The 25,715-nt window shown below is 36.1% G+C and carries 24 protein-coding genes and 1 tRNA gene; 19 read left to right on the top strand and 6 right to left on the bottom strand.

Annotated features, from left to right (window positions below; translation table 11 throughout):
* The first annotated feature begins 10 nt into the window (after nucleotides 1–10).
* The 8 genes from recO to ACFVQC_RS03100 all read left to right on the top strand — a co-directional run bounded on the left by recO (nucleotide 11) and on the right by ACFVQC_RS03100 (nucleotide 8,951).
* The gene (gene recO / locus ACFVQC_RS03065; RefSeq protein WP_377889315.1) at nucleotides 11–757 is read left to right on the top strand and encodes a DNA repair protein RecO; all 747 of its coding nucleotides are present in this window, start codon (nucleotides 11–13) and stop codon (nucleotides 755–757) included.
* Between the two features lie 106 nt (nucleotides 758–863).
* Entirely contained in the window at nucleotides 864–1,496 is a 633-nt protein-coding gene (gene ccpN / locus ACFVQC_RS03070; RefSeq protein WP_002015181.1) for a transcriptional regulator CcpN, read from the top strand.
* 29 nt (nucleotides 1,497–1,525) lie between these two features.
* Nucleotides 1,526–2,338: a pyruvate, water dikinase regulatory protein gene (locus ACFVQC_RS03075; RefSeq protein ID WP_002015180.1), complete on the top strand. Its 813-nt coding sequence runs from the start codon at nucleotides 1,526–1,528 to the stop codon at nucleotides 2,336–2,338.
* Nucleotides 2,339–3,227: 889 nt separating this feature from the next.
* Complete coding sequence (gene dnaG / locus ACFVQC_RS03080) at nucleotides 3,228–5,030, top strand: DNA primase (RefSeq protein ID WP_098777165.1); 1,803 nt, start codon at nucleotides 3,228–3,230, stop codon at nucleotides 5,028–5,030.
* A 59-nt stretch (nucleotides 5,031–5,089) separates the two neighbouring features.
* Nucleotides 5,090–6,217 carry an RNA polymerase sigma factor RpoD gene (rpoD, locus tag ACFVQC_RS03085; RefSeq protein ID WP_000764062.1) on the top strand — a complete coding sequence of 376 codons (1,128 nt, stop codon included), beginning with the start codon at nucleotides 5,090–5,092 and terminating at the stop codon, nucleotides 6,215–6,217.
* A gap of 384 nt (nucleotides 6,218–6,601) precedes the next feature.
* Entirely contained in the window at nucleotides 6,602–6,958 is a 357-nt protein-coding gene (gene cccA, locus ACFVQC_RS03090) for a cytochrome c550 (RefSeq protein ID WP_002015178.1), read from the top strand.
* A 167-nt stretch (nucleotides 6,959–7,125) separates the two neighbouring features.
* Complete coding sequence (locus ACFVQC_RS03095; protein WP_002145708.1) at nucleotides 7,126–7,833, top strand: tRNA (adenine(22)-N(1))-methyltransferase; 708 nt, start codon at nucleotides 7,126–7,128, stop codon at nucleotides 7,831–7,833.
* Entirely contained in the window at nucleotides 7,830–8,951 is a 1,122-nt protein-coding gene (locus ACFVQC_RS03100) for a Nif3-like dinuclear metal center hexameric protein (protein ID WP_377897408.1), read from the top strand. The genes ACFVQC_RS03095 and ACFVQC_RS03100 overlap by 4 nt, the downstream gene beginning before the upstream one ends.
* Before the next feature lie 40 nt (nucleotides 8,952–8,991).
* On the opposite strand, the gene ACFVQC_RS03105 is transcribed toward ACFVQC_RS03100, so the two are convergent.
* Both ACFVQC_RS03105 and vrrA read right to left on the bottom strand, forming a co-directional pair.
* On the bottom strand, nucleotides 8,992–9,942 hold the full coding sequence (locus ACFVQC_RS03105) for a 4-hydroxy-3-methylbut-2-enyl diphosphate reductase (RefSeq protein WP_128280925.1): 951 nt from the start codon (nucleotides 9,940–9,942) through the stop codon (nucleotides 8,992–8,994).
* 89 nt (nucleotides 9,943–10,031) lie between these two features.
* A complete protein-coding gene (gene vrrA / locus ACFVQC_RS03110; protein WP_377889308.1) occupies nucleotides 10,032–10,775 on the bottom strand; it encodes a VrrA/YqfQ family protein in 744 nt (247 codons plus the stop codon).
* 179 nt (nucleotides 10,776–10,954) lie between these two features.
* Here vrrA and ACFVQC_RS03115 point away from each other — a divergent pair, with 179 nt between their 5' ends.
* Together ACFVQC_RS03115 and ACFVQC_RS03120 are read left to right on the top strand one after the other, a co-directional pair.
* Nucleotides 10,955–12,265, top strand: coding sequence for a DEAD/DEAH box helicase (locus ACFVQC_RS03115; protein WP_377889306.1), 1,311 nt, complete (start codon nucleotides 10,955–10,957; stop codon nucleotides 12,263–12,265).
* Nucleotides 12,266–12,515: 250 nt separating this feature from the next.
* Nucleotides 12,516–13,412 (top strand): deoxyribonuclease IV, encoded by an 897-nt coding sequence (locus ACFVQC_RS03120; RefSeq protein WP_377889304.1) that lies wholly within the window; start codon nucleotides 12,516–12,518, stop codon nucleotides 13,410–13,412.
* 19 nt (nucleotides 13,413–13,431) lie between these two features.
* Here the strand turns inward: ACFVQC_RS03120 and ACFVQC_RS03125 are convergent, their stop codons facing one another.
* Nucleotides 13,432–13,686, bottom strand: a complete 255-nt coding sequence (locus ACFVQC_RS03125; protein ID WP_377889302.1) for a DUF2624 domain-containing protein — start codon at nucleotides 13,684–13,686, stop codon at nucleotides 13,432–13,434.
* A 151-nt stretch (nucleotides 13,687–13,837) separates the two neighbouring features.
* Here ACFVQC_RS03125 and ACFVQC_RS03130 point away from each other — a divergent pair, with 151 nt between their 5' ends.
* The 4 genes from ACFVQC_RS03130 to ACFVQC_RS03145 all read left to right on the top strand — a co-directional run bounded on the left by ACFVQC_RS03130 (nucleotide 13,838) and on the right by ACFVQC_RS03145 (nucleotide 16,927).
* Nucleotides 13,838–14,716, top strand: coding sequence for a YitT family protein (locus ACFVQC_RS03130; protein ID WP_219920251.1), 879 nt, complete (start codon nucleotides 13,838–13,840; stop codon nucleotides 14,714–14,716).
* A gap of 180 nt (nucleotides 14,717–14,896) precedes the next feature.
* On the top strand, nucleotides 14,897–15,667 hold the full coding sequence (locus ACFVQC_RS03135) for a metal ABC transporter ATP-binding protein (RefSeq protein WP_377897409.1): 771 nt from the start codon (nucleotides 14,897–14,899) through the stop codon (nucleotides 15,665–15,667).
* Nucleotides 15,667–16,500, top strand: a complete 834-nt coding sequence (locus tag ACFVQC_RS03140; protein WP_377897410.1) for a metal ABC transporter permease — start codon at nucleotides 15,667–15,669, stop codon at nucleotides 16,498–16,500. Before ACFVQC_RS03135 ends, ACFVQC_RS03140 begins: the two co-directional genes overlap by 1 nt.
* A gap of 13 nt (nucleotides 16,501–16,513) precedes the next feature.
* Entirely contained in the window at nucleotides 16,514–16,927 is a 414-nt protein-coding gene (locus ACFVQC_RS03145; protein ID WP_002067192.1) for a Fur family transcriptional regulator, read from the top strand.
* Between the two features lie 83 nt (nucleotides 16,928–17,010).
* Here ACFVQC_RS03145 and ispG read toward each other — a convergent pair whose 3' ends face one another.
* The 3 genes from ispG to yqgB form a co-directional block, all read right to left on the bottom strand.
* The gene (gene ispG / locus ACFVQC_RS03150) at nucleotides 17,011–18,114 is read right to left on the bottom strand and encodes a flavodoxin-dependent (E)-4-hydroxy-3-methylbut-2-enyl-diphosphate synthase (RefSeq protein WP_377898125.1); all 1,104 of its coding nucleotides are present in this window, start codon (nucleotides 18,112–18,114) and stop codon (nucleotides 17,011–17,013) included.
* 165 nt (nucleotides 18,115–18,279) lie between these two features.
* Nucleotides 18,280–18,645, bottom strand: a complete 366-nt coding sequence (locus ACFVQC_RS03155) for a hypothetical protein (protein ID WP_340778319.1) — start codon at nucleotides 18,643–18,645, stop codon at nucleotides 18,280–18,282.
* 65 nt (nucleotides 18,646–18,710) lie between these two features.
* Nucleotides 18,711–19,478, bottom strand: coding sequence for a protein YqgB (gene yqgB / locus ACFVQC_RS03160; protein WP_002034056.1), 768 nt, complete (start codon nucleotides 19,476–19,478; stop codon nucleotides 18,711–18,713).
* A gap of 239 nt (nucleotides 19,479–19,717) precedes the next feature.
* Between yqgB and ACFVQC_RS03165 the strand changes: the two genes are divergently transcribed.
* The 5 genes from ACFVQC_RS03165 (at nucleotide 19,718) to ACFVQC_RS03185 (ending at nucleotide 25,709) form a co-directional block, all read left to right on the top strand.
* Nucleotides 19,718–19,791, top strand: a tRNA-Ile gene (locus tag ACFVQC_RS03165).
* A gap of 224 nt (nucleotides 19,792–20,015) precedes the next feature.
* Nucleotides 20,016–20,627, top strand: coding sequence for a superoxide dismutase [Mn] (gene sodA / locus ACFVQC_RS03170; RefSeq protein WP_377889296.1), 612 nt, complete (start codon nucleotides 20,016–20,018; stop codon nucleotides 20,625–20,627).
* Nucleotides 20,628–20,747: 120 nt separating this feature from the next.
* Nucleotides 20,748–22,025, top strand: a complete 1,278-nt coding sequence (locus tag ACFVQC_RS03175) for an MFS transporter (protein WP_377889294.1) — start codon at nucleotides 20,748–20,750, stop codon at nucleotides 22,023–22,025.
* A 109-nt stretch (nucleotides 22,026–22,134) separates the two neighbouring features.
* Entirely contained in the window at nucleotides 22,135–24,267 is a 2,133-nt protein-coding gene (locus ACFVQC_RS03180) for a peptidoglycan D,D-transpeptidase FtsI family protein (protein WP_377889292.1), read from the top strand.
* Between the two features lie 524 nt (nucleotides 24,268–24,791).
* Complete coding sequence (locus ACFVQC_RS03185) at nucleotides 24,792–25,709, top strand: PstS family phosphate ABC transporter substrate-binding protein (protein WP_377889291.1); 918 nt, start codon at nucleotides 24,792–24,794, stop codon at nucleotides 25,707–25,709.
* Nucleotides 25,710–25,715 lie beyond the last annotated feature (6 nt).

Consider the following 25,715-nt stretch of genomic DNA (forward strand, 5'->3'; position numbering starts at 1 on the left):
GGTGACGAACATGTTTCAAAAAGTTGAGGGCATTGTCATCCGTACAACAGATTACGGAGAAACAAATAAGATTGTTACAATATACTCACGGGAATTTGGTAAGATAAGTGCAATGGCAAGAGGGGCGAAAAAACCGAAGAGTCGGTTAGCGGCTATTTCGCAACTTATGACACATGGTCATTTTCTTATTCAAATTGGATCTGGACTTGGAACTTTGCAACAAGGCGAGATTATTTCATCTATGAAAGAAATTCGCGAGGATATATTTTTAACTGCTTATGCATCATTTATTATCGAATTAACTGATAAAGCAACAGAAGATAAGAAGCATAATCCGTATTTATTTGAAATGTTATATCAAACGTTGCATTATATGTGTGAGGGTGTTGACCCAGAAGCATTATCATTAATTTATCAAACGAAAATGCTTCCGGTATTAGGGATGCACCCGTACTTTGATACATGTGCTATTTGTCATCAAGAAACAGATTTTGTCGCCTTCTCTGTCAGAGAAGGCGGTTTTCTGTGCTCGCGTCATGCGGAACAAGATCCGTATCGTATTCCGGTGGGAGAGGCTGTTCATAAATTATTACGTCTCTTTTTTCACTTTGATTTACACCGGCTCGGTAATGTATCGGTGAAGGATAGTACAAAAAAACAAATGCGCACAGTATTGAATACATATTATGATGAATATTGTGGGATTTATTTGAAAACAAGGCGTTTCTTGGAACAACTTGATAAGTTTCAAATATAAAAAGGGCCGTATACGGTCCTTTTTACATACTTTCTTTTTCGAATAGCATATTTAGTATATAATATTTAAGAGATAGTATAACTTTTTTCGTTGTGCATTAAAGGTGGTGATTATCATAGAGCTGAATAAACGGCAAGAGCATATCATTCAGATTGTAAAAGATCACGGTCCTATTACAGGGGAGTCAATTGCTGGGCAATTGGGTTTAACACGTGCAACGCTAAGACCAGACTTAGCAATTTTAACGATGGCTGGTTATTTAGAAGCGCGTCCACGTGTAGGTTATTTTTATACGGGTAAAACCGGGGGACAGCTATTATCTGAAGCTGTTAAGAAAATTAAAGTGCAAGATTATCAATCTAGACCGGCTGTAATTGATAAAAATGTATCAGTATACGATGCAATCTGTACTATGTTTCTAGAGGACGTTGGTACATTATTTGTTGTAGATCAAGCTACTTTATTAGTTGGCGTTGTATCTCGTAAAGATTTATTACGAGCTAGCTTAGGAAAGCAGGATTTAACCTCTCTTCCGGTTAATATTATCATGACAAGGATGCCAAACATTGCGATGTGTCGCAGGGAGGATTCTTTATATGATATTGCGATGGAATTAATAGAAAGACAGATTGATGCGATGCCGGTTGTGAAGGATACGAAACAAGGTTTAGAAGTGATTGGACGAATTACAAAAACAAATATTACACGTGCGTTTGTAAATTTAGTAAATAACGAATAAGTGTAATTTGTTTAAAGTGAGGTAATGTAATGGATAATAAAATCGTATATGTCGTATCTGACTCTGTAGGAGAAACGGCTGATTTGGTTGTTAGAGCGGCAATGGGACAGTTCCCATTCGCTCCTGATATTAGGCGTGTACCGTATGTAGAAGATACAGGGACATTAAAAGAAGTAATCTCGATTGCCAAGAGCAATCAAGCGCTTATTTGTTTTACGTTAGTAAAGCCTGATATGCGTCAATATTTATTGACAGAAGCGGCAAAAGAAGGAGTAGAGGCATACGATATTATCGGACCTCTTATCGATCAAATTGAAGAAATTACAGGGCAAGTACCAAGGTATGAGCCAGGTGTCGTTCGAAGATTAGATGAAGAGTACTTTAAAAAAATTGAAGCGATTGAATTTGCAGTTAAGTATGATGATGGTAGAGATGCACGTGGTATTTTAAAAGCTGATATCGTGTTGATTGGAATTTCACGTACATCAAAAACACCACTTTCACAATATTTAGCGCATAACAAACGTTTGAAAGTTGCTAATGTACCACTTGTACCGGAAGTGGATCCGCCTGAGGAATTATATCAAGTGGCAAAAGAAAAATGTTTCGGTTTGAAAATTATACCAGATAAGTTAAATCATATTCGAAAAGAACGATTGAAATCACTTGGATTAAGTGATGGAGCAACATATGCAAATATTAATCGTATTCAAGAAGAAATTGATCATTTTGAGGAAGTAATTAGTAAAATAAATTGTCAAGTGATTGATGTATCGAATAAGGCAATTGAAGAAACAGCAAATATTATTGTGAATGCAGTGCAAAACCAAAAAATGTTTTAGCACATTTACCAAAGGTGAATGTGCTTTTTTCGCTCGTGAGAAGGCGTTAGAGGAAGATGCGAAGTAGAGCATGAACTTTCGGCTTAGTAATAGAATATAGCGGAATGGTTATACTTATATTCTTCTGTTTTTTAATTATGCTAAAGGAACGATTTCGTTATCTTTAAGTGTAAGATGAAAATTAAAGGGATATGTAGCGTAGTTGAAGAAAATATATTATAATAAAAAATTGTGATAAAAACCTATATTTTACGTTTAGACTTTAATTTTTCAGAATAAACTAGGGATAGGATTTTCGAAAAAGACATGTATTTACGTTAAATCGACAAAATCTAGACAAGAAAACGCACATTATGGAAGGATTCACAGAAGGGATGTAGAATACAGAAATATGCAAAACATCAGATAAGATATTATTTGATGCAGATGCGTATCCCGTGAAGAATGCAATTGTGCAAGTTGGAACAAAATTTTATGTCGAAATTTTGTTTGTCGCATCCTATGCTCATCGTTCAAGAAAACAGCAAGGTAATTGGGTCTATGTAGATTCTGAGCAAGATGAAGTTGACTGTTATATTTATTAACATGCAACAGCTACAGATCTCATGATCATACAGGCTATAGTGCTTCTTGCTAGTCTTCTTGTGAAAAAGGAGTATATGTATTGTCTCCAAGAGATACATTTGTAACAGTTGAGCAAATGGATACAATTTTATATAGTAGTATGTATCTGCGAATTTACGCAGACTGGGGACTTATACGAAAGGTCCAAAATCGTTTACACAATGTGATCGACAGTACTTTCTAACAAATTTAGAAAAATATTGTCGAATTATAAAGGAATTTTTTAATTTATATCGAATACAAAATACGACACGGAGATGGAGTTATGGGGAACAGAATTCCTGAAGAAGTTGTTGAACAGATTCGGACATCATCCGATATTGTAGAAGTGATTGGTGAGTATGTTCAACTTAGAAAGCAGGGGCGTAACTATTTCGGCCTTTGTCCATTTCATGGTGAGAATTCCCCTTCATTCTCTGTTTCATCTGATAAGCAAATTTTTCATTGCTTCGGATGTGGAGAAGGTGGAAATGTATTTTCTTTTCTTATGAAAATGGAAGGACTTGCTTTCACAGAGGCTGTTCAAAAGCTTGGCGAAAGAAATGGAATTGCAGTTGCAGAATATACATCAGGGCAAGGACAACAACAACAAGAAGACATATCTGATGACACTGTCATCATGCAACAGGCTCATGAACTTTTGAAAAAGTACTATCATCATTTATTAGTAAATACAGAAGAAGGAAATGAAGCACTTTCATATTTATTAAAACGTGGTATTACAAAAGAGATGATTGAGAAATTTGAAATTGGTTATGCATCACAAGCTTGGGATGCAGCGACGAAAATTTTACAAAAAAGAGGTTTGTCGCTATCTAGTATGGAACAGGCTGGCCTTCTTGTAAGAAGTGAGAAGGATGGCAGTCATTATGACCGCTTCCGCGGAAGAGTTATGTTTCCGATTTATACTTTACAAGGTAAGGTGATAGCGTTTAGTGGAAGGGCATTAGGAGATGACACTCCGAAATATTTGAATAGTCCTGAAACACCGATTTTTTACAAAAGTAAGCTGTTGTATAATTTCCACCAAGCAAGGCCGTTTATTAGAAAACGTGGGCAGGTTGTCCTTTTTGAAGGTTATGCCGATGTACTAGCCGCGGTGAAAAGTGGTGTGGAAGAAGCTGTTGCGACAATGGGAACAGCTTTAACTGAAGAACAAGCGAAACTTCTGCGACGTAACGTTGAAACTGTTGTTCTTTGCTATGATGGTGATAAAGCAGGGCGAGAAGCGACGATGAAAGCAGGGCAATTACTATTGCAAGTTGGTTGCCAAGTGAAAGTTACACCCTTGCCAGATAAGCTTGACCCTGATGAATATGTGCAACAATATGGGACAACCGCTTTTGAAAATCTTGTGAAATCAAGTATAAGTTTTGTTGGTTTCAAAATAAATTATTTGCGCTTAGGGAAAAATTTGCAAGATGAGTCTGGCAAAGAAGAATATGTAAAAAGTGTTTTAAAAGAGTTATCATTGCTACAGGATGCGATGCAGGCGGAATCATATTTAAAATCATTATCGCAAGAATTTTCGTATTCAATGGAAACACTTTTGAATCAATTGCACCAATATCGCAAAGAACAAAAGGTACAGCAAAAACAAATAAAGCAGGTTTCTAAGCCATCTCAAATTGTTCAAACGAAACCGAAATTAACAGGTTTTGAAAGGGCAGAAAGAGAAATTATTTACCATATGTTGCAAAGTGCAGAAGTGACAGTACGTATGGAACCTCATATAGAAGATTTTTATACAGAAGAACATAAAGGGATTTTATATGAACTATACGCATATTATGAAAAGGGAAATGAACCTTCAGTCGGAACATTTTTAAGTTGGCTCTCTGATGAAAAGTTGAAAAATATTATTACTGATATTTCGACGGATGAATTTATTAATCCAGAGTACACAGAAGAAGCGTTACAAGGTCATTTGGAGGCGTTAAGACGCCATAAAGAAAAACTTGAAAAGATGGAAATTATCTTTAAAGTAAAACAAATGGAAAAAACAGATCCTGTAGAGGCTGCTAAATATTATGTGGCATATTTACAAAGTCAAAAAGCAAGAAAATAGCTTTTTCGATAAAATTTTAGTATAATGAATGTTTGTATCTCGCGTAAGGAGGGGAACAGATGGCTGATAAACCAGCTCGTTCTAAACAAATTGAAACTGAAATGACCCTTGAGCAAGTGAAAGAACAACTCACTGAGCTCGGAAAAAAACGTGGCGTTCTTACATATGAAGAGATTGCAGAACGCATGAATGGGTTTGAAATTGAATCCGATCAAATGGATGAATACTATGAATATTTAGGTGAACAAGGGATTGACTTAGTTGGTGACAATGACAACGACGAAGGTCCTAATAATCGCCAAATTACAAAAACGGAAGAAGAATTCGACCTCAATGATTTAAGTGTGCCACCAGGTGTGAAAATCAATGACCCTGTTCGTATGTACTTAAAAGAAATTGGTCGAGTTGACTTACTATCCGCTGAAGAAGAAATTCGACTTGCAACACGTATTGAAGAAGGCGATGAAGAAGCAAAACGCCGTCTTGCAGAAGCAAACTTACGTCTTGTAGTAAGTATTGCAAAGCGCTACGTGGGCCGCGGTATGCTTTTCTTAGACTTAATCCAAGAAGGAAATATGGGTCTAATTAAAGCGGTTGAAAAGTTCGACTATCGTAAAGGTTTTAAATTTAGTACGTATGCAACTTGGTGGATTCGCCAAGCTATTACACGTGCGATTGCAGACCAAGCGCGAACAATTCGTATTCCAGTTCATATGGTTGAAACCATTAATAAGTTAATTCGTGTACAACGTCAATTATTACAAGATTTAGGACGCGAACCATCTCCTGAAGAGATTGGTGAAGAAATGGATCTTGCTCCAGAAAAAGTACGCGAAATCTTAAAGATTGCACAGGAGCCAGTTTCTCTTGAAACACCAATTGGTGAAGAAGACGACTCCCATTTAGGTGACTTTATCGAAGACCAAGAAGCAACATCGCCTGCGGACCATGCAGCGTATGAATTGCTAAAAGAACAATTAGAAGATGTGTTAGATACACTAACAGATCGTGAAGAAAATGTTCTACGTCTTCGTTTTGGTTTAGATGATGGACGAACTCGTACGCTTGAAGAAGTTGGGAAAGTATTCGGCGTAACGAGAGAACGTATTCGTCAAATTGAAGCGAAAGCACTTCGCAAATTAAGACATCCGAGCCGTAGTAAACGTCTTAAGGATTTCTTAGAGTAGGTTATTTTAAGTTTACTTCACGATTGTGAAGTAAACTTTTTTCTTTTGTTAATTTTTGTTAAAAATTATCTATCGGCAACGATTACAATTTCTTGTAATTTATTTTACAGAATTGTCTTTTGATTTGCAAATGCTCATTTTTCGATTTTTCGATTAATTTTGTTTATTCTATACAAAATAATATGTAGAAAAGTAAAAAATATGATGAGAAACGTTAGTAATTATCGAAATAATATGCGATATAATAGTGAAAATCAATAAAATGAATTTACGGAATATTTTTAACAAGTAGTAGTTTGCTCTTTTCTGATAGAGCGTTTTCAAGTACAATATAAATGACTGAATCATCTAACTATTTAGCGGTATAGAGGGGGGAGAAGAGATATGAAACGTAATCCGTTGATTCCGTTCGCTCTTATTGCAGCATTAGGTATTATCGTTATGTTTGTATTTTCATTTCAGGGGCTAAATAAATCTAAAGAGTTAGCTGATGCAAAAAATGGTGGGAAACCAGCACAAACAGCATCAAAGCCAGAGGATATTGTAAAGCAAAGCTGTACGAGCTGTCACGGTGATCAGTTACAAGGGGCGGTAGGACCTAATTTACAAAAAATTGGTGGGAAACTTTCGAAAGATGAAATTAAAGAAGTTCTTTCAAAAGGAAAAGGAAATATGCCAGCTAATTTAATTCCAGCTGATCAAGCAACGAAAGTAGCTGATTGGTTATCGAAGAAAAAATAAAGTTTCGTATTACAAGCCTTTTGCTTTTGTGCAAAAGGCTTGTTTTTCTATACTTTCTAAAATACGATTAGTAATAGAGAATTGAAGTGTTGTTATGGACTTGCAACAACTACTATAAATTCATTATCATGGAGACAGACTGACAAGAGAAGGAGTAATGGAAATACATGAATGAAGTAAAGCTTTCGAAACGATTAGAAGAAGTTGTGAGGGAGATTCCGGTAGGCTCTACAGTAGCTGATATTGGATCGGATCATGCGTATTTACCGTGTTATACAATTATAAATAATATTGCTACAAAAGCAGTTGCAGGAGAAGTTGTAGATGGACCGTTTCGCTCTGCACAAGCAACTGTAGCTGAAAGTGGCTTACAAGATAAAGTAGACGTTCGGAAAGGGAATGGATTAGCTGTTATTGCACCAGGAGAAGTAGATGTTATTACGATTGCTGGTATGGGTGGAGCGTTAATTCGTGACATTTTAGAAAGTGGTAAAGAAAAATTAGAAGGTGTAACACGTTTAATCTTACAGCCGAATATTGCAGCACACCATATTCGTGAATGGTTTATTGAAAATGGATGGGAGCTTATCCGTGAGAAAATTATAATAGAGGACGGAAAGATTTACGAGATTTTAGTCGGAGAGCGAGGAGATATAGCGGTACCTTACTCTGAAAATAAACAAACTGAATTGTTTATGGGGCCATTTTTAATAAAAGAAAAAAGTGAAGCTTTTGTTGAAAAATGGGAAGGGGAATTGAAAAACTTCCAAAATATTTTAAAACAGTTAGAGCGTGCAGCAGAGTCTGAAGAGAAGAAAGCGAAGCGTGCAGAAGTAGAAGCGAAAATGAAAATGATAGGAGAGGTTTTATCATGAGTAAAATTCCAAATGGCCATGAAATTATTTCTTTATTTGAAGGCATGTATCCGAAGCATTTAGCGATGGAAGGGGATAAGATTGGCTTACAGATTGGAGCGCTTAATAAACCTGTACAGCACGTATTAATCGCGTTAGATGTAACTGAGGAAGTTGTGGACGAGGCGATCCAATTAGGAGCGAATATCATTATAGCGCACCATCCTTTAATTTTTAATCCATTAAAAGCGATTCATACAGATAAGGCGTACGGAAGAATTATTGAAACGTGTATTAAAAATGATATTGCGGTGTATGCAGCGCATACAAATGTAGATATTGCTAAGGGTGGGGTAAATGATTTACTTGCTGATGCGTTAGGGTTACAAAATACAGAAGTATTAGCTCCTACATATGCAGAAGAAATGAAAAAAATTGTTGTATTTGTTCCAGTAACCCATGCAGAAGAAGTGCGCAAAGCTCTTGGAGATGCAGAGGCAGGTCATATCGGTAATTATAGCCACTGTACGTTCGGTAGCGAAGGGGTAGGTACGTTCATCCCTCAAGAAGGTACAAATCCTTATATCGGAGAAACTGGGCAGTTAGAACGTGTGGAAGAGATGCGTGTCGAAACGATTGTTCCAGCTTCATTACAAAGAAAAGTTATTAAAGCGATGTTGGCAGCCCATCCATATGAAGAAGTGGCATATGATGTATATCCGCTTGATAATAAAGGTGAAACATTAGGTCTTGGTAAAATAGGGTATTTACAAGAAGAAATGACGCTTGAGCAGTTTGCTTTACATGTGAAACAATCATTACATGTAAAGGGTGCAAGAGTTGTTGGAAAGTTAGATGATAAGGTGCGTAAAGTAGCTGTACTTGGTGGTGACGGTAATAAATATATAAACCAAGCGAAATTTAAAGGAGCAGATGTATATGTAACAGGTGATATGTATTATCATGTTGCTCACGATGCGATGATGATTGGTTTAAATATAGTCGATCCAGGACATAACGTTGAAAAAGTAATGAAGCAAGGTGTACAAAAACAATTGCAAGCCAAAGTAGATGAAAAGAATTTCAATATACAAATTCATGCTTCACAGTTACATACGGATCCGTTCACATTTGTATAAGAAAAATAAAAACCGTTGCTCATGTAGGCAACGGTTTTTATTATTGTTCTTTTTTCACTTTTACACGAGGTAGTATCTTTTGAAGTGGTACTTTTCGAATTCTTTCCCATGTAGCTGGATTCATTGGGTCATATTGATCTAAGAAAGCAATAACTTCTTTTGTAATTGGCGTTGGAGTAGAAGCACCTGCTGTAACAGCTACGTTTTCTACACCTTGTAGCCATTCTAATTGGATTTCACTTACGTCTGCAACGCGGTATGCTGTCGTACCAGCGATTTCTTGTGATACTTGTGCTAAACGGTTTGAGTTGTTACTTTTCGGATCACCGACAACAATTGTTAAATCTGCAACATCAGCTTGTTTAGCGACAGCTTCTTGGCGAACTTGAGTTGCTAAACAAATTTCCTTGTGGAATTCTGCTGTTGGGAATTTTTTCTGAATGTCCTCCATTAAATGTTGAACATCCCATTGACTCATTGTTGTTTGATTCGTAACTAAAATTTTATCCGTTGGAATTTCTAGTGTTTTTAAATCATCAGCTCTTTCGATAAGATGAACGATATCAGGTGCGATGCCAACTGCGCCTTCTGGTTCTGGATGATTTTTTTTGCCGATATAAATGACATGGTATCCTTCAGCTTTCTTTGCTTCGATAAGGTCATGTGTTTTTGTAACATCTGGACAAGTTGCATCAATTGTCGTTAAACCTTTTTCTTTTGCACGTTGTTTAACTTCTGGAGAAACACCGTGTGCAGTGAAAATAACAGTACCAGAATCGATTTTATCTAAAATTTCTAATCGACTTGGACCGTCTAATGTAATGATGCCATCCTCTTCGAAAGCATCTGTTACATGCTTATTGTGAACAATCATACCTAAAATATAAATGGGTCTCGGTAATGATTTATCTAATGCGGCGTTACGTGCAATAACCATCGCGTCAACAACGCCGTAGCAATAACCACGAGGGGAAATTTTAACAATCTTCATGTGAGTAATCCTCTCCTTCTAAACAAGGGATACTTTTGTGCATAGTCCATTACATTATAAAGGAGGAGGAGATAGAAAACAAAGGATTGTTACACATATAGTTTTGGTTTTGTTGCTATTTGTTGAACAGGCTCTTCTGGTAATTCTTTTTCTACTACTGGTTCTATTACGATTTTTTTTCTTTTTCTCTTTTTTTGTGGAGGTGGTGGAGTAGCGACTTTAACCTCATTAACTTCGTCTGGTACGTTTTCATTTTGCTTTTCTTCCGTGCTTTTTCCAGAGGTGAGGATTTTAACAATGCTGGGTAGATTACGCATAATTGGACTGTATTGCTCAACGACAGGTCCTACAGATTGAACAACTTGTGATACTTTTTCGATATTATTTATCATATTAGTTGGATTCGCAATTAGGTTAGAAAAAAAACTTCCGATGCCACTGCTAGATGTCGCCGCAGCTGTAGTTGTTGCAGCGCCACGCGTTTCGTTTGCTTCATACATTTGAGGGGGTATCATTTGTTGGGGATATGGTTGCTGTGGTTGGTACGGTTGCTGGTACGGTTGTTGGTATGGTTGCTGTGATTGGTACGGTTGCTGGTATGATTGCCTTTGTTGGTACGGTTGCTGCTGGTGCATCATCGGTGGTCCTTCCATTTGTCGATAGGGAGGGACCATTTGCATGAAAGGCTCCGTAGGATCGTGTTTTTTAAAGAGTTTAGAAAGAAAACTTTTCTTTTTTTGTGCCATCGGTGGTAGTTGTGGAATTGGGTATGGTGTATAAGAATGATGTCCTTGATTAGGATACATTGGCCCTATTGGGGATTTCGGATACATATGAGGAATCCTCCTTTCTTCAGTTAGGTATATACACATACAATATGCAATGGAAGGAAAGAAGGTTAGTTTTTGAGATAAAAACCTAAACTAAAGATGGATTTTACTTGTAGATTTCGATATAATGTAGACTTGACTGATTTGTGCGCAGTAGAAATTTTAGAAAGAAGGTGTAACTTATGACACTACAAACTTTTACACAGTATGATTTTAAACCATTTTTAATAGATGCAGTTCGTGAACTACGCTTTTCAGAGCCGACAGGAATTCAAAAGAAAATTTTCCCGGTCGTGAAAAAAGGTGTGAGTATAATTGGACAATCCCAAACTGGTTCTGGGAAAACACATGCATACTTACTTCCTACATTAAACAGAATTGATGCAAGTCGTGAAGAAGTACAACTTGTTATTACAGCGCCTACTCGTGAGTTAGCACAACAAATTTATCAAGAAATTGTGAAACTAACAAAGTTCTGTGCAGAAGATCAAATGATTACAGCACGCTGTTTAATTGGTGGAACTGATAAACAACGATCAATTGAAAAGTTGAAAAAACAACCTCATATTGTAGTTGGAACGCCAGGACGTATTAAAGACTTAGTAGAAGAAAAGGCGCTATTTGTTTATAAAGCGGATACTATTATTGTCGATGAAGCGGACTTAATGCTTGATATGGGATTCATTCAAGATGTAGATAAAATTGCGGCACGTATGCCTAAAAATCTGCAAATGTTAGTTTTCTCTGCAACAATTCCTCAAAAATTAAAACCATTTTTGAAGAAATATATGGAGAATCCAGAACATATTCATATTAATCCGAAGCAAGTTGCAGCAGGAAATATTGATCATTACCTTGTGCCTTCAAGACACCGTAATAAAACTGAATTAGTGAAAAATATGCTACTTCAATTTAAACCATATTTAGCAATTGTCTTTACAAACACAAAGAAGAAGGCTGACGAAGTAGCCGATGGATTAGCAGAACGTGGGTTAAAAGTAGGACGTATACACGGTGATTTATCACCACGTGATCGTAGAAAAATGATGAAACAAGTTCGTGATTTAGAGTTCCAATACATTGTCGCAACAGATTTGGCGGCACGCGGTATTGATATTGAAGGAATTAGCCATGTTATTAACTATGAACTTCCATCAGATTTAGATTTCTTCGTTCACCGCGTTGGAAGAACTGCACGTGCGGGTCATTCAGGTATTGCAGTGACGATTTATGATCCAGCAAACGAAGAAGCATTAGATAGCTTAGAAAAACAACGTAATATTGAGTTTAAGCATGTAGATTTACGCGGAGATGAATGGGCGGATTTAGGTGACCGTCGTCGTCGTAAGAGCCGTAAAAAACCAAATGATGGACTAGATGTTATGGCAACAAAAGTTGTTAAAAAGCCGAAAAAAGTAAAACCAAACTATAAACGAAAACTTGCAACAGAACGTGACAAAGTGAAGAAAAAATATAGCAATAAAAAAAGATAAGGGATTTCCCTTATTTTTTTTTATCTCACTACTTGAGAGAAAGTCGATTAATGCAGACTAATAATTAGTGAGGGGTAGAAAAAACGTTGACTAAAGTTTCACTTTATTGGGTTAATTTAAGTATAGAGTGCGGACTGTTTAAATAGTCTGTTTAATTTATGTAGTGCCTTTTGTGTGAACAAACAATTCGCTACATATTTCTACAAATTATGCTATCATTATATCTATTGTATATTGAAGAGGTGATTGTATGTTAAAGATAGGATCTCATGTTTCAATGAGTGGTAAGAAGATGTTATTAGCAGCAAGTGAAGAGGCTGTTTCATACGGTGCAACAACGTTCATGATTTATACAGGTGCGCCACAAAATACACGAAGAAAACCAATTGAAGAATTGAATATAGAAGCAGGAAGAAAACATATGGAACTAAACGGTATTGAGGAAATTATCGTCCATGCTCCGTATATTATTAATGTTGGGAATACGACGAAACCTGAGACGTTCCAATTAGGTGTTGATTTTCTACGTATGGAAATTGAAAGAACGGCAGCATTAGGGGTAGCAACACAAATTGTTCTTCACCCAGGAGCTCACGTTGGTGCAGGAGCAGATGCTGGTATTCAACAAATTATTAAAGGGCTTAATGAAGTAATAACGCCAGAACAAACGGTTAATATTGCGCTAGAAACGATGGCAGGAAAGGGAACAGAATGCGGTCGTAGCTTTGAAGAAATTGCGAAAATTATTGATGGTGTGAAATATAATGAAAAATTATCTGTATGTTTTGATACGTGTCATACGCATGATGCAGGTTATGACCTTGTAAATGATTTTGACGGTGTGTTAAACGAATTTGATAAAATTGTTGGGATTAATCGTTTACAAGTACTTCATATTAACGATAGCAAAAATGTACGCGGAGCTGGAAAAGACCGTCATGAGAATATTGGTTTTGGTCATATTGGCTATAAGGCATTGCATCACATTGTGCATCACCCGCAACTACAGCAAGTACCAAAAATTCTTGAAACACCGTATGTAGGTGAAGATAAAAAAGATAAGAAGCCACCATATAAATTAGAAATCGAAATGCTGAAAAATGGTACTTTTGATGAAGGACTTCTTGAAAAAATTAAAGCACAATAAGGAGGGGATTTTCCCCTCCTTATTTTAATAGTTGCTGAAATAAAGTATTTACTTGTTGGGCAGTGGCAGGAGAAGTTACTTTAGCGATTTGTTTTAACAAATCTAGTCGCTCGGTATTATCGTAAATGTTAATATTTTTCCCTTTCATAAGTAAAACGATTTTATCAGCTTGTGCAGTTGTGATTGGAACTTCGTATTCTTTACTATATTTCAATAACTCTTTTGTAGAAATATGATTTAATTTTTTGTTCACAATTTGTTTAATGAGGTTCATCGTGTTGTCCTCCTTCACACGTTCTTCTATCGAAATATATGTAAGCATAGCTTGTACATATTCGTATCAAGGTGCATTTTTTCAATGGAGAAAAGGAGCTTATGTTATAATATAAGAACGAAACTATAGATAAAGAGTATAAGGAGGACTTATGGAGAAAAAGCAACATCGAAAAGAAAGTGTTATTCATCTTGTATATCGTTTAGTTATGATTGTCTTTGGGGCAGCGTGTGCAGCGGTAGCGATTGAACTGTTTTTAATGCCAAATAAAATTATTGATGGTGGAATTATTGGTATTTCTCTTATATTAGATTATCTTACTCCTAATATTTGGTGGCTAAGTTTTTCTACTTTAGTTGTTATCCTCAACATTCCTTTTATGTACTCCGGGTATAAGCAAATTGGAAAAACATTCATGTTATCTTCAGCATTTGGAATTGTAGCTTTAGCATTTATTGAATCAACGTTGCATGCTATCCCACCATTTACAACAGAGCCGATTTTAGCAACAGTTTTTGGTGGTCTTATTTTAGGGCTTGGTGTAGGACTTGTTATTCGTCATGGTGGATCGTTAGACGGGACAGAGATTATGGGGATTTTATTAACGAAAAAATTACCATTTTCTGTTGGTGAATTCGTAATGTTTGTGAACTTATTCATTTTTGCATGGGCAGCATTTGTGTTTGGTGTTGAACAAGCGATGTATTCTGTTATGACGTACTATATTGCATTCAAAACAATTGATACGGTAATTCAAGGATTGGACGAAACGAAAGCTGTTTTAATTGTATCGGATCAATATGAGGAAGTATCAAATGCAATTTTACACCGCCTTGGTCGTGGAACAACAAAACTTGTTGCTAAAGGTGGTTATACAGATAAAGAAAAAGAAGTTATTTATGCAGTTGTCACACGTCTTGAAGTAACAAAGTTAAAATCAATTGTGCACGAAATTGATGAAAATGCATTTGTTACCATTATGAATACGCAAGAGACAAATGGTGGTAAGTTTAAATCGGCAATTCATTAAAAAATGATTTGTAATATTTTTTAAAAGCAGAGAAAATTTCTCTGCTTTTTGTTATAATAATAAGGTTTCTAGAAATAAAGAATATATTTTGGGCAGATTGGTTTACAACTATAATAAGCTGTACTATAATTCAAATAGAGATAAATCGGAATCATTCTGAATTAAAATAGGTGAGATGCTATGAATAATATATTGGAAATAGAAGGATTAACGTTTCGATATGAAGATCGCAACGTATTAGAAGATATTAATTTGCAAGTTCCGAAGGGAGCTTTTTTAGGTTTAGTTGGACCGAATGGTTCAGGGAAATCGACTTTACTTAAATGTTTATTAGGTGTTTTAAAACCGAAGCAAGGAAGTATTAGATTGTTTGGCATTGATAGTAAGAAATTTAAAGAGTGGAATAAAGTTGGTTATGTATCCCAAAAGGCAAGCAGCTTTAACTCAGGTTTCCCGGCAACTGTTTTTGAGGTTGTTTCAATGGGGCTCGTTTCGAAAAAAGGGCTTTTTCGCTTTTTTACGAAAGCCGATAATGCGAAAGTAGAAAAAGCGATTGCTGATGTAGGTATGAGCGAGTTTCAAGGTCGCAACATTGGAGAACTTTCTGGTGGACAACAACAACGTGTATTTATTGCTCGTGCACTTGTAAGTGATCCGGAATTGCTTATTTTGGACGAGCCTACTGTTGGGATCGATGTGAAAAATGTGGCAAGTTTCTATGAGATACTAGAGGACTTAAACAAAAGATTAGGAATCACGTTAATTCTTGTTACGCACGATATGGGTGCTGTAACAGAGAAGGTGACGCATGTTGCATGTTTAAATCAGCATCTACATTTCCATGGGAATGTAGAGGAATTCCGAGAGTTAGAAGATGCAGAAATGTCGATTTTATATGGGCATCATGTTCATCGCTTAGAGCATGAACATGGGCATCACGGGAGGATATAATGATACAGGATTTTTTACAATATGATTTTTTACGTAATTCTTTATACGCTGGTATTTTAATTGGGCTTGTCGGACCACTTATCGGCGTGTTCGTTGTAATTCGCCGCATGTCGCTTATTGCGGATGCATTAAGTCATGTGACGTTATCAGGAATTGCAGCCAGTTTATTACTTGAAAAGACAATCTTTACTGGAGGGTTTTTAAACCCTTTATATATGGGAATGTTTTTTTCAATCGGTGGAGCATTGCTAATTGAAAAATTACGTACTGTATATAAACATTATCAAGAGTTAGCAATTCCGATTATACTTTCAGCAGGGATGGGGATTGGAGTTATCTTCATTTCACTTGCTAATGGATTCAATACGGATTTATTTAGTTATTTATTTGGTAGTGTAAGTGCTGTGACAAGTGCAGATTTAATTATTATTGGTATAGTAGCAATTGTAGTTATTATAACGATTGTTTTATTATACAAAGAGTTGTTTTTACTATCATTTGATGAGGAATACGCTGTATCAACCGGTTTGAGTGCAAAGTGGATTCACTTTATTTTCATTATATTAGTTGCTCTTGTAATTGCGGTATCAATGCGTGTTGTAGGTGTTCTTCTCGTATCATCTTTAATGACGTTACCAGTTGCAGCAAGTATTCGTATTGCAAAAGGATTTAAACAAACAATTTTCTTTTCCATTTTATTTGGTGAAATTGCAGTAATTGGTGGAATGTTTGCTTCGTATCAACTTGATCTAGCACCAGGTGGTACAATTGTTATGATAGCGGTTCTTATTTTAATCGGTGCGATTTTATGGAAGAAGAAAAAAACTGCATAAAGTAGGGATAGGTATGAATCTAACAGAAGCTTTACGCCTAATGAAGGAAAAAGGATATAAACATACGGGGAAAAGGGAAGAGATGCTAAGATTATTCGCGGCGCATAATCGTTATTTAACCGCAAAAGATGTTTTAGAACATATGAAGGATGATTATCCAGGACTTAGTTTCGATACGATTTATCGTAACTTAACGGTTTTTGCTGAAATTGGTGTTTTAGAGCAAACGGAATTAAATGGTGAAAAACATTTTCGTTTTATGTGCTCTATTATGGAACATCATCATCATTTCATTTGTTTAGATTGTGGTGGTACGAAAGAAATCACTTCTTGCCCAATGGATTTTATGAATAAAGATTTTAAAGGTTATGAGGTAACGGGACATAAGTTCGAAATATATGGTCGTTGTCCAAAATGTGCAAAATAAGAGAACTCGTCGGTTATATAACTGACGAGTTTTTAATTTAAATGTAAAAAAGGTTGCTCACAAAAATTGTGGGCAACCTTTTTTTATTGTTCTTGTTCTTGTTTTTCTTTTTCTTTTTCGGCAGCCATTTCAGCAGCGATTACATCAATTTCTTTTTTCAGTTCTTCTACCATTGTTTCTTCTGGTACTTTACGAACGACTTGCCCTTTACGGAATAATAAACCTTCTCCGCGTGCACCAGCAATACCGATGTCGGCTTCACGAGCTTCACCAGGACCGTTTACGGCGCAGCCGAGTACTGCAACCTTAATTGGAACTTTAAGTGTAGAGATGTATTCTTCGACTTCATTAGCAATGCTAATTAGGTCGATTTCAATACGACCACAAGTTGGACAAGAAATAAGTGTTGCGGCATTAGATGCAAGACCGAATGACTTTAATAGTTCACGTGCAACCTTTACTTCTTCAACTGGATCAGCACTTAAAGAAATACGAAGTGTATTTCCGATACCTTTACTTAAAATTGCTCCAAGACCAGCGGCGCTTTTTACAGTTCCAGCAAACAATGTTCCTGATTCTGTAATACCTAAATGTAATGGATAATCAAAAGCGCGAGCAGCTTTTTCGTATGCTTCAATTGCTAAGTTAACATCAGAGGCTTTCATTGATACGATAATATCGTGGAAATCTAAGTCCTCTAAAATTTTAATATGGTGCAGTGCGCTCTCGACCATACCATCAGCAGTTGGATATCCATACTTTTCTAAAATATGACGTTCTAATGAACCGGCATTTACACCGATACGGATTGGAATGCCACGCTCTTTCGCTGCATTTACAACAGCTTCTACTTTATGGCGACGTCCAATGTTACCTGGATTGATACGTACTTTATCAATGCCACCTTCGATTGCTTTTAAAGCAAGGCGATAATCAAAATGAATATCAGCAACAAGTGGAATGTTGATTTGTTTTTTAATATCAGCAATAGCATTTGCTGCGCGTTCGTCTGGAACAGCAACACGAACAACTTGACAGCCAGCTTCTTCTAAACGTTTAATTTCAGCAACTGTAGCCTCAACATCATGTGTTTTTGTTGTCGTCATACTTTGTATAATTAATTCATTGTTACCGCCAATTGTTAAATTACCGACTTTAACTGGACGTGTTTTTGTGCGTTGAGTCATTTCATTCACGAATTGATCGCTCTCCTTATAAAAGAAGTTTCTTATTTTAGTCCCTTACATCAATGATAGTATGTGTGAGAAAGGGCTATGGAAACCAAAGTACTCGGTTTCACTTTTACTATTGTATCAGCGCCTTTATGTAATTGACAAGGATTAAGTGATTGCTTATTGATATAACGGGAATTTATAAGACTTTCCAACTTGGATTTTTGTAGCAGATGTATTTTTATTTAATTGCTTAAAATCATCAATTACTTTTTCAATAGAAGGGATTTTTTTCTTATTAATCGCTTCTGTAATAGAAAGAACTGTATCGCCAGTTTTTACTTCGATTGCTTTATAAGCTGTATCCGTTTCTTTTTCTGTTTCTTTCTCTTTATTTTGTTTTGTATCTGTATTTTCTTGTTTTATCGTTTGGGCAGCAGAGGTTTTTTTGTATGAACTTAACATCGGTAAAGTACCGATTTTTATGTCGTAATAAAATATATAACCGAGGACAAGCACGAATAAGAGTACACCTAATCTCTTCATATTCTTCACTCCTTTGCTAGGAATATATGCTTGTCCAAAAAAAAAATGCCTATTTAGGCATTTTTTTATAGTTCTTGTTTTTCTTTCGGTTTTGGAACTTCTTTAATTGTTAAGTATAGAACGATTAAAACAACTGCAATGTAAATGAATGTTGCGCCAGGTACGTTTATTTTGAATAAATCCATAATCATAAAGAAGATTGTTGGAATTGTGTAGCTGTAAGCAGTTAATGTCCAAACTTGTTTATAAGATAATTTGCGTTGACCGCTCATCGCAGAACCGATGAAGGCAAGCAATGTAACTCCTACAAAGGTAATAAATAATTGGAACAAGTACAGTAAGAACCCAATAACGAATAATAAGATTGGATAAATACTGTCAAATAACGAAATGAAATCTTGTAAATCTTTTTTCTCAAGAGATGCGCCTAATAAGTCATTATAGGAGTATGTTTGTGTTTGACCATTCCCCATGGAGACTACTTTATCTTTTAAAACAAATAAACCTGTTTTATTTTGATATTTTTCTAAGTCTGTTGAATTTGGATCAAATACGAAAAGGGCATTTCCGTCTTCTTTTTCGATAGGTTGATCAATATCAGCTGTTAGCTCGCCATTTTCAATTTTAAAATCAGGTAAATCTTTTTCGATTACTTTATTTACCATGTTAACACCATCTTGAATAACGCTACCGTACAAGAAAGTTCTTGGAATAGTAGTGATTAGGCAAAGAAGCATAATATACAAAATGGTTTTACCGATTTTTTGAAAACGGAAAAGCGCCATATCTTTAGGCGAATATACGCTTTTTGCTAGCTGTGTAAAAATGGACATAGATTCACTTCCTTTATGTATGTGTAAAATCATTGTAACGTACGAATCTAGAGAAGCTCAAGATATATTATATTTACATATAGTAGAAAGGACTAAATTTCTTTTCATTAATTTACTTCTTTTAGTAGAGAAAAATACAATTGACACTTTTCTTTTGTATATGGTAAATTTATCTTACATTTTTCAAACGATATATCCGATGGGAATTTAGTTGTTTTTAATGTTACATACATAATCGTGGACCCTTAGCTCAGCTGGTTAGAGCAGACGGCTCATAACCGTCCGGTCGTAGGTTCGAGTCCTACAGGGTCCATATCCATTTCAGATGTTTAGTATGCCAGCAGGAAGCTTCCTTGTAGAAGGAAGCTTTTTTTACGGAATATATGAGCATTTTAATTGAAAAGAAGTGGGAATTTTGCTACTTTAATGATAGCAAGACAAAGCGATTTATTTGTTTGCACCCTATGGCAATTAGGGTAGAATGAAGTTGTAGGTCACATATGTAGTGACAATACATAAACCGGGAGGAATATAACAATGGCAAAACACGAATTACCAAATTTACCTTATGCGTATGATGCTTTAGAACCTCACTTTGATAAAGAAACAATGAACATCCATCATACAAAACATCACAACACGTATATTACAAACTTAAACGCTGCTTTAGAAGGTCATGCAGAATTAGCAGACAAAAGCGTTGAAGAATTAGTTGCAAACTTAAACGAAGTACCTGAAGCAATCCGTACAGCAGTACGTAACAATGGTGGCGGACATGCTAACCATACATTCTTCTGGACAATCCTATCTCCAAACGGCGGGGGACAACCAGTAGGCGAACTTGCAACTGCGATTGAAGCGAAATTCGGTAGCTTCGATGCATTCAAAGAAGCATTCGCAAAAGCTGGCGCAACTCGCTTCGGTTCTGGTTGGGCTTGGTTAGTAGTAAATAATGGTGAGCTAGAAGTAACAAGCACTCCAAACCAAGATTCTCCTCTAACTGAAGGTAAAACTCCAGTTATCGGTTTAGATGTTTGGGAGCATGCTTACTACTTAAATTACCAAAACCGTCGTCCTGACTACATCGGTGCATTCTGGAACGTTGTAGATTGGAACGTTGCTGAAAAACTTTACCAAGAAGCAAAATAATTAAAGTTAATACAGCTAGAAAAAAGCTAGGAGTTTCTCCTAGCTTTTTTCTATGCTCTCCTTTTACATAATTGAGCTTGTCTTTGGAAGACTAGAACATGAAGTAAAGGAGAGTTGTGTATGAAGTGGAAACATGTAATTGGTGATGTTGAAGTGAATCGGGATTTAGTATTATTGCTCGTTATAGGAGGTTTATACACGCTCGCAATTTCTTTATCGAATACGTTTGTAAACATTTATTTATGGAAGCAAACACAAAATTATGTAAATCTGGGCTTGTATAATTTGGCCAGCGTTGTATTGCAGCCTCTAACATTTCTTGTGGGCGGGAAATTAGCGAAACGTATTGATCGCTCGATTTTATTGCGAATCGGTGTAGGCACGTTAGCTGCTTTTTTTATCGTCGTTTTAGTAGCGGGAAAAAGTGCATCTCACTATATTTTACTAATGGGAGCCCTTTTAGGAGTTGGTTATGGTTTCTATTGGCTCGCTTTTAACTTGTTGACATTTGAGATTACAGAACCAGAAACAAGAGATTTTTTTAACGGTTTTCTCGGACTTCTTACATCTTTCTCTGGAATGATTGGACCGATAGCTGCAGGATATACAATTTCACGTATGGAAAAATGGAGCGGTTATACTGTCGTTTTCTGCCTTTCGTTAATGCTATTTGCGGTTGCAGTCGTTCTAAGCTTTTTTTTATCGAAGAGGGAATGTGAAGGACGCTATGAAATTGTACAAGTATTGAAAGAGCGGCAAGTTGATGAAAACTGGGGAAGAATTACGCGTGCTCATTTCTTCCAAGGTTTAAGAGAGGGAACGTTTATTTTCGTTATTTCGGTATACGTCTATTTAGCATCTGGTAGCGAGTTAGCACTAGGGAAGTATAGTTTAGTGAATTCTGCAGTATCATTTGTATGCTATTATTTAGTTGCTCGTATGTTAAAGAAAGAATGGCGAAAAAAAGCAATTTTAATTGGTGGCATTATTTTATACGCGGTCGTATTTTTAGTTATTTTCAATGTTACATATACGAAATTACTTATTTATGCAGCATGTATTGCGGTTGCATATCCTATTTTACTCGTTCCGTACGGATCTATGACATACGATGTAATTGGTAGAGCAAAACAGGCGAGAGAATGGCGTGTAGAATATGTAGTTGTCAGGGAATTATGGTTAAATGCCGGAAGAATTTGTTCCATTTTAAGTTTTTTATGTGCTGTCATATTCTTTCCTCCTGAAAAAAGTTTACCGTTCTTACTATGTATTTTAGGAGCTGGACATTTTCTTATTTATTTTGCAGTTAAAAATGTCAAATATGATGAGGGAAATGTGAACAAAACCAGCGCTGTAGCGCAAGGAACCACGCAGAATCAAACTGAACCAGAAGGTTAACTTATCGTTTGTTTTATGCTAGAATAGAAAAAGATGTAAGACAGCAGTGAGGGCACCTGTATGAAGGTGTCCCTTTCACATTACATAGCTGTTGGTAGAGGGGGTTTGTATGAGCAAGAAGCAGAAAAAGAACCAGACAAAGACAAAAACCCACGTTCCCTTTCGGTTAAACGTGTTGTTTTTTTGCGTGTTTTTAATGTTCTCCGCGGTTATTGTAAGGCTTGGATACGTACAAATTGTTCGTGGCGAGGAATATAAAAATGAAGTTGAGAAAAAAGAAAATTCAACGATAAGTAATCCTGTACCACGCGGGAAAATATTTGATCGTAATGGAGAAGCGGTCGTAGATAATGAGCCTATTCGTACAATTACATTTACAAAAATGAAGGGATCAACTGCAGCAGATCGCTTAGAAACGGCGAAAAAGTTAGCAGATTTAATTGAAGTCCCAACAGATAAGTTAACAGATCGCGATAAAAAAGATTATTGGCTTGCTTTACATAAAGAAGAAGCAGAAGCAAAAATCATAAAAAAAGATCGTGAAGAGTTTAAAGCGAATAAAATTGACGATAAAGAACTAGATGAACGTCAACGAAATCGTGTAACAGAAGAAGAGATTAATCAACTGTCAGCAAAAGATTTAGAAATATTGGCGATCAAAAGTAAGATGGAAAGCGGATATGCAATGACGCCGCAAATCGTTAAAAAAGGTGCAACAGAAGAAGAATACGCGATTATTAGTGAAAATTTGGCGAAATTGCCAGGTGTAGATACAAATGTCGACTGGGAACGAAAATATAAGTATGACGATATGTTCCGAAGTGTACTTGGTGGTGTAACTTCTTCTGATGAAGGGTTACCGAGAGAAAGGCTAGATTACTATCTTGTTCGTGATTATAATCGTAATGATCGCGTAGGGAAAAGTTACCTTGAGCAACAATATGAAGATAGCCTACACGGTACAAAAGCTGAAGTAAGAAATGTTACAGATAAAGACGGAAATATTTTAGAAACTATTAATGTGTCACAAGGACAACGAGGTAACGACCTGAATTTAACGATTGATATGAAATTACAAAAGCGCGTAGAAGAAATTCTTACGAAGAACTTAATGAGATTTAAAGGGAGCGAACCTCTTTTAGACCGTGCATTCGTTGTAATGATGAACCCGAAAAATGGTGAAGTTTTATCTATGGCGGGGAAACAATTAGTGAATAAAGACGGCGAAACGAAAGTAGAAGATTTTGCATTAGGAACGATGACGAGTTCTTATCCTATGGGTTCAACTGTAAAAGGCGCGACAGTACTTACGGGATATCAAACTGGTGCAATTCAACCTGGATCTGTACAGTTGGATGAACCAATTAAATTAAAAGGTACACAAACAAAATCATCTTGGAAAACGATGGGGTATATTAATGACCTTACAGCGTTAAAACAGTCTTCTAACGTTTATATGTTTAAAACAGCGATGAATATCGCTGGGGTTTCATATGTACGAGGCGGTACGTTAGATATTCCGAAAAGTGCGTTTGATACTATGCGTTACTATTTTGGTCAGTTTGGACTTGGTGTAAAAACAGGAATTGATTTGCCAAATGAAACTGCTGGCCAGATGGGTAAAGGGAATCAACCAGGTTTCTTATTAGATTTATCAATTGGACAGTATGATACGTATACACCGCTTCAATTAGCGCAATATATTTCGACGATTGCAAATGGTGGATATCGTATGCAACCACAAGTTGTAAAGGAAATTCGTCAGCCATCGGCGAAGCCAGAGGAAGTTGGTAAAGTGGTTCAATCCATGGAACCGAAAGTATTAAATCGTGTTGATATGCCTGAATCACAAATTAAACGTGTTCAAGAAGGATTTAGACAAGTGTTTAACGATACAGGTGGTACAGCTACAAAATACTTTACAGGTGCACCATATAAAGCCGCTGGGAAAACAGGTACAGCTCAAACTGTGTATGGCGGAGATAAAGAGATTGGTAGAAATGCAAAGGGTGAGCGTGTTGAAACATATAACTTAACATTAGTAGGTTATGCGCCACTTGAAGATCCAGAAGTAGCATTTTCTGTTGTTGTACCATGGGTACATGATGATAAAACAGGAATTAACGGATATATTGGTCGTGAAATAATGGACGCTTACTTTGAGTTGAAAAAACAAGAATTAACTGGTGAAGCTCCAAAAGATGAAAAAGAGAAAAAAAGTAATACACAAGATGATGAATAAAAAAGTTGTAAAAAAAGCACACTATCTGAAAAGATAGTGTGCTTTTTTTTATGCTTTATGCATATGGTTTAGTAAATGTGGACAAGCGTAAAATGTTGAAAAAAACATGTAGTTTCAAAAACGATGAACATAACAAGATGAGTGCATACGCTCTAAGTTTGTCTTGTGTGATAGGAGATAACAGTTTTATCCCGCTATTTGTGGGCAGTAAAACTCCCACCTCAAAATTCAGTTGGAGCAAAGAAGTTAGGTGGGAGCCCTGCTGCCCGTAAACGCCCGATTGGTGAAGGCTAATAATCAGTGGGGGGATGAACAAAACCCCCACTGATTAAAGTTTCACTTTATGGATGATTAGAAAATTTCCTGCATCTAAAGTACAAAATTCAAAATTAAATTTGTGTATACAGTTGTTTTTGTGGAACTTTACAAAACTTTTACAAACAATTAAAACCGAATTAATAGTTTAGCAGTATTCTTATATCTGTAATCCTGTTATTTCCGGTTACTTCTAGGAGGAAAAACACGTGAAATGGATGAGCACATCGATTAAAGTTTTGACATTATCGACATGTTTCCTTTGTTTTAATATGTCTACTGCATTCGCTACAAATGAAATGGGAGAAGTGAGAGTTGATGGATCCTCAACGGTTTTTCCTATTATAGAGGCAGTAGCAGAGGAATATACAAAGGCCCATCCAAACGTGAAAATTTCTATTAGTATTTCTGGGACAGGAGGAGGATTTAATCGTTTCAGTAAAGGAAAAGTAGATATAAACAATGCTTCGAGATTGATGAAACCGGTAGAAGAAAATGCAATGCAGAAAAACTCCATTCAATTTACACCATTTGAGGTTGCTTATGATGGTCTAACGATTGTTGTGAATCGTCAAAATACGTGGGTAAACAATATGACGATAGACGAGTTACGTCTATTATGGAGTGAAAATGGAAGATTGAAACGATGGTCACAAATTCATTCATCATGGCCACGTGAACAAGTTAAATTTTATGCGCCAGGCGTAGACTCTGGTACTTATGATTATTTCCAAAATGTTGTCTTACAAAATAATCGCCTTGTAAAAACGGTTTCTTTGTCTGAAGACGATCAAGTTATTATGCAAGGGGTAATGAATGATAAAAATGCCATTGCTTTTGTAGGATATGCTTATTATATGGCCAATCGAGATAAGGTAAAAGCAATACAGGTGGATGGTGTATTTCCAACGAAAGAGACCATTCAATCGGGTACGTATAAGCCATTATCTAGGCCGCTATTTACGTATGTGAATCATGCATCTATCAGAAATAAAATTAATGTAGCAAATTATGTTGAGTTTATGATTAAGCATGTTGGAAGCCTTGCTGAAGAGGTCGGATATGTAAAATTACCAAAAGAAAAATATAATGAACAGCTGCGAATGTTAACAGAAATAAAAAGGTAATGTCAG

Source organism: Bacillus sp. NPDC057893 (genome assembly GCF_042796455.1).
Classification (GTDB): domain Bacteria; phylum Bacillota; class Bacilli; order Bacillales; family Bacillaceae_G; genus Bacillus_A.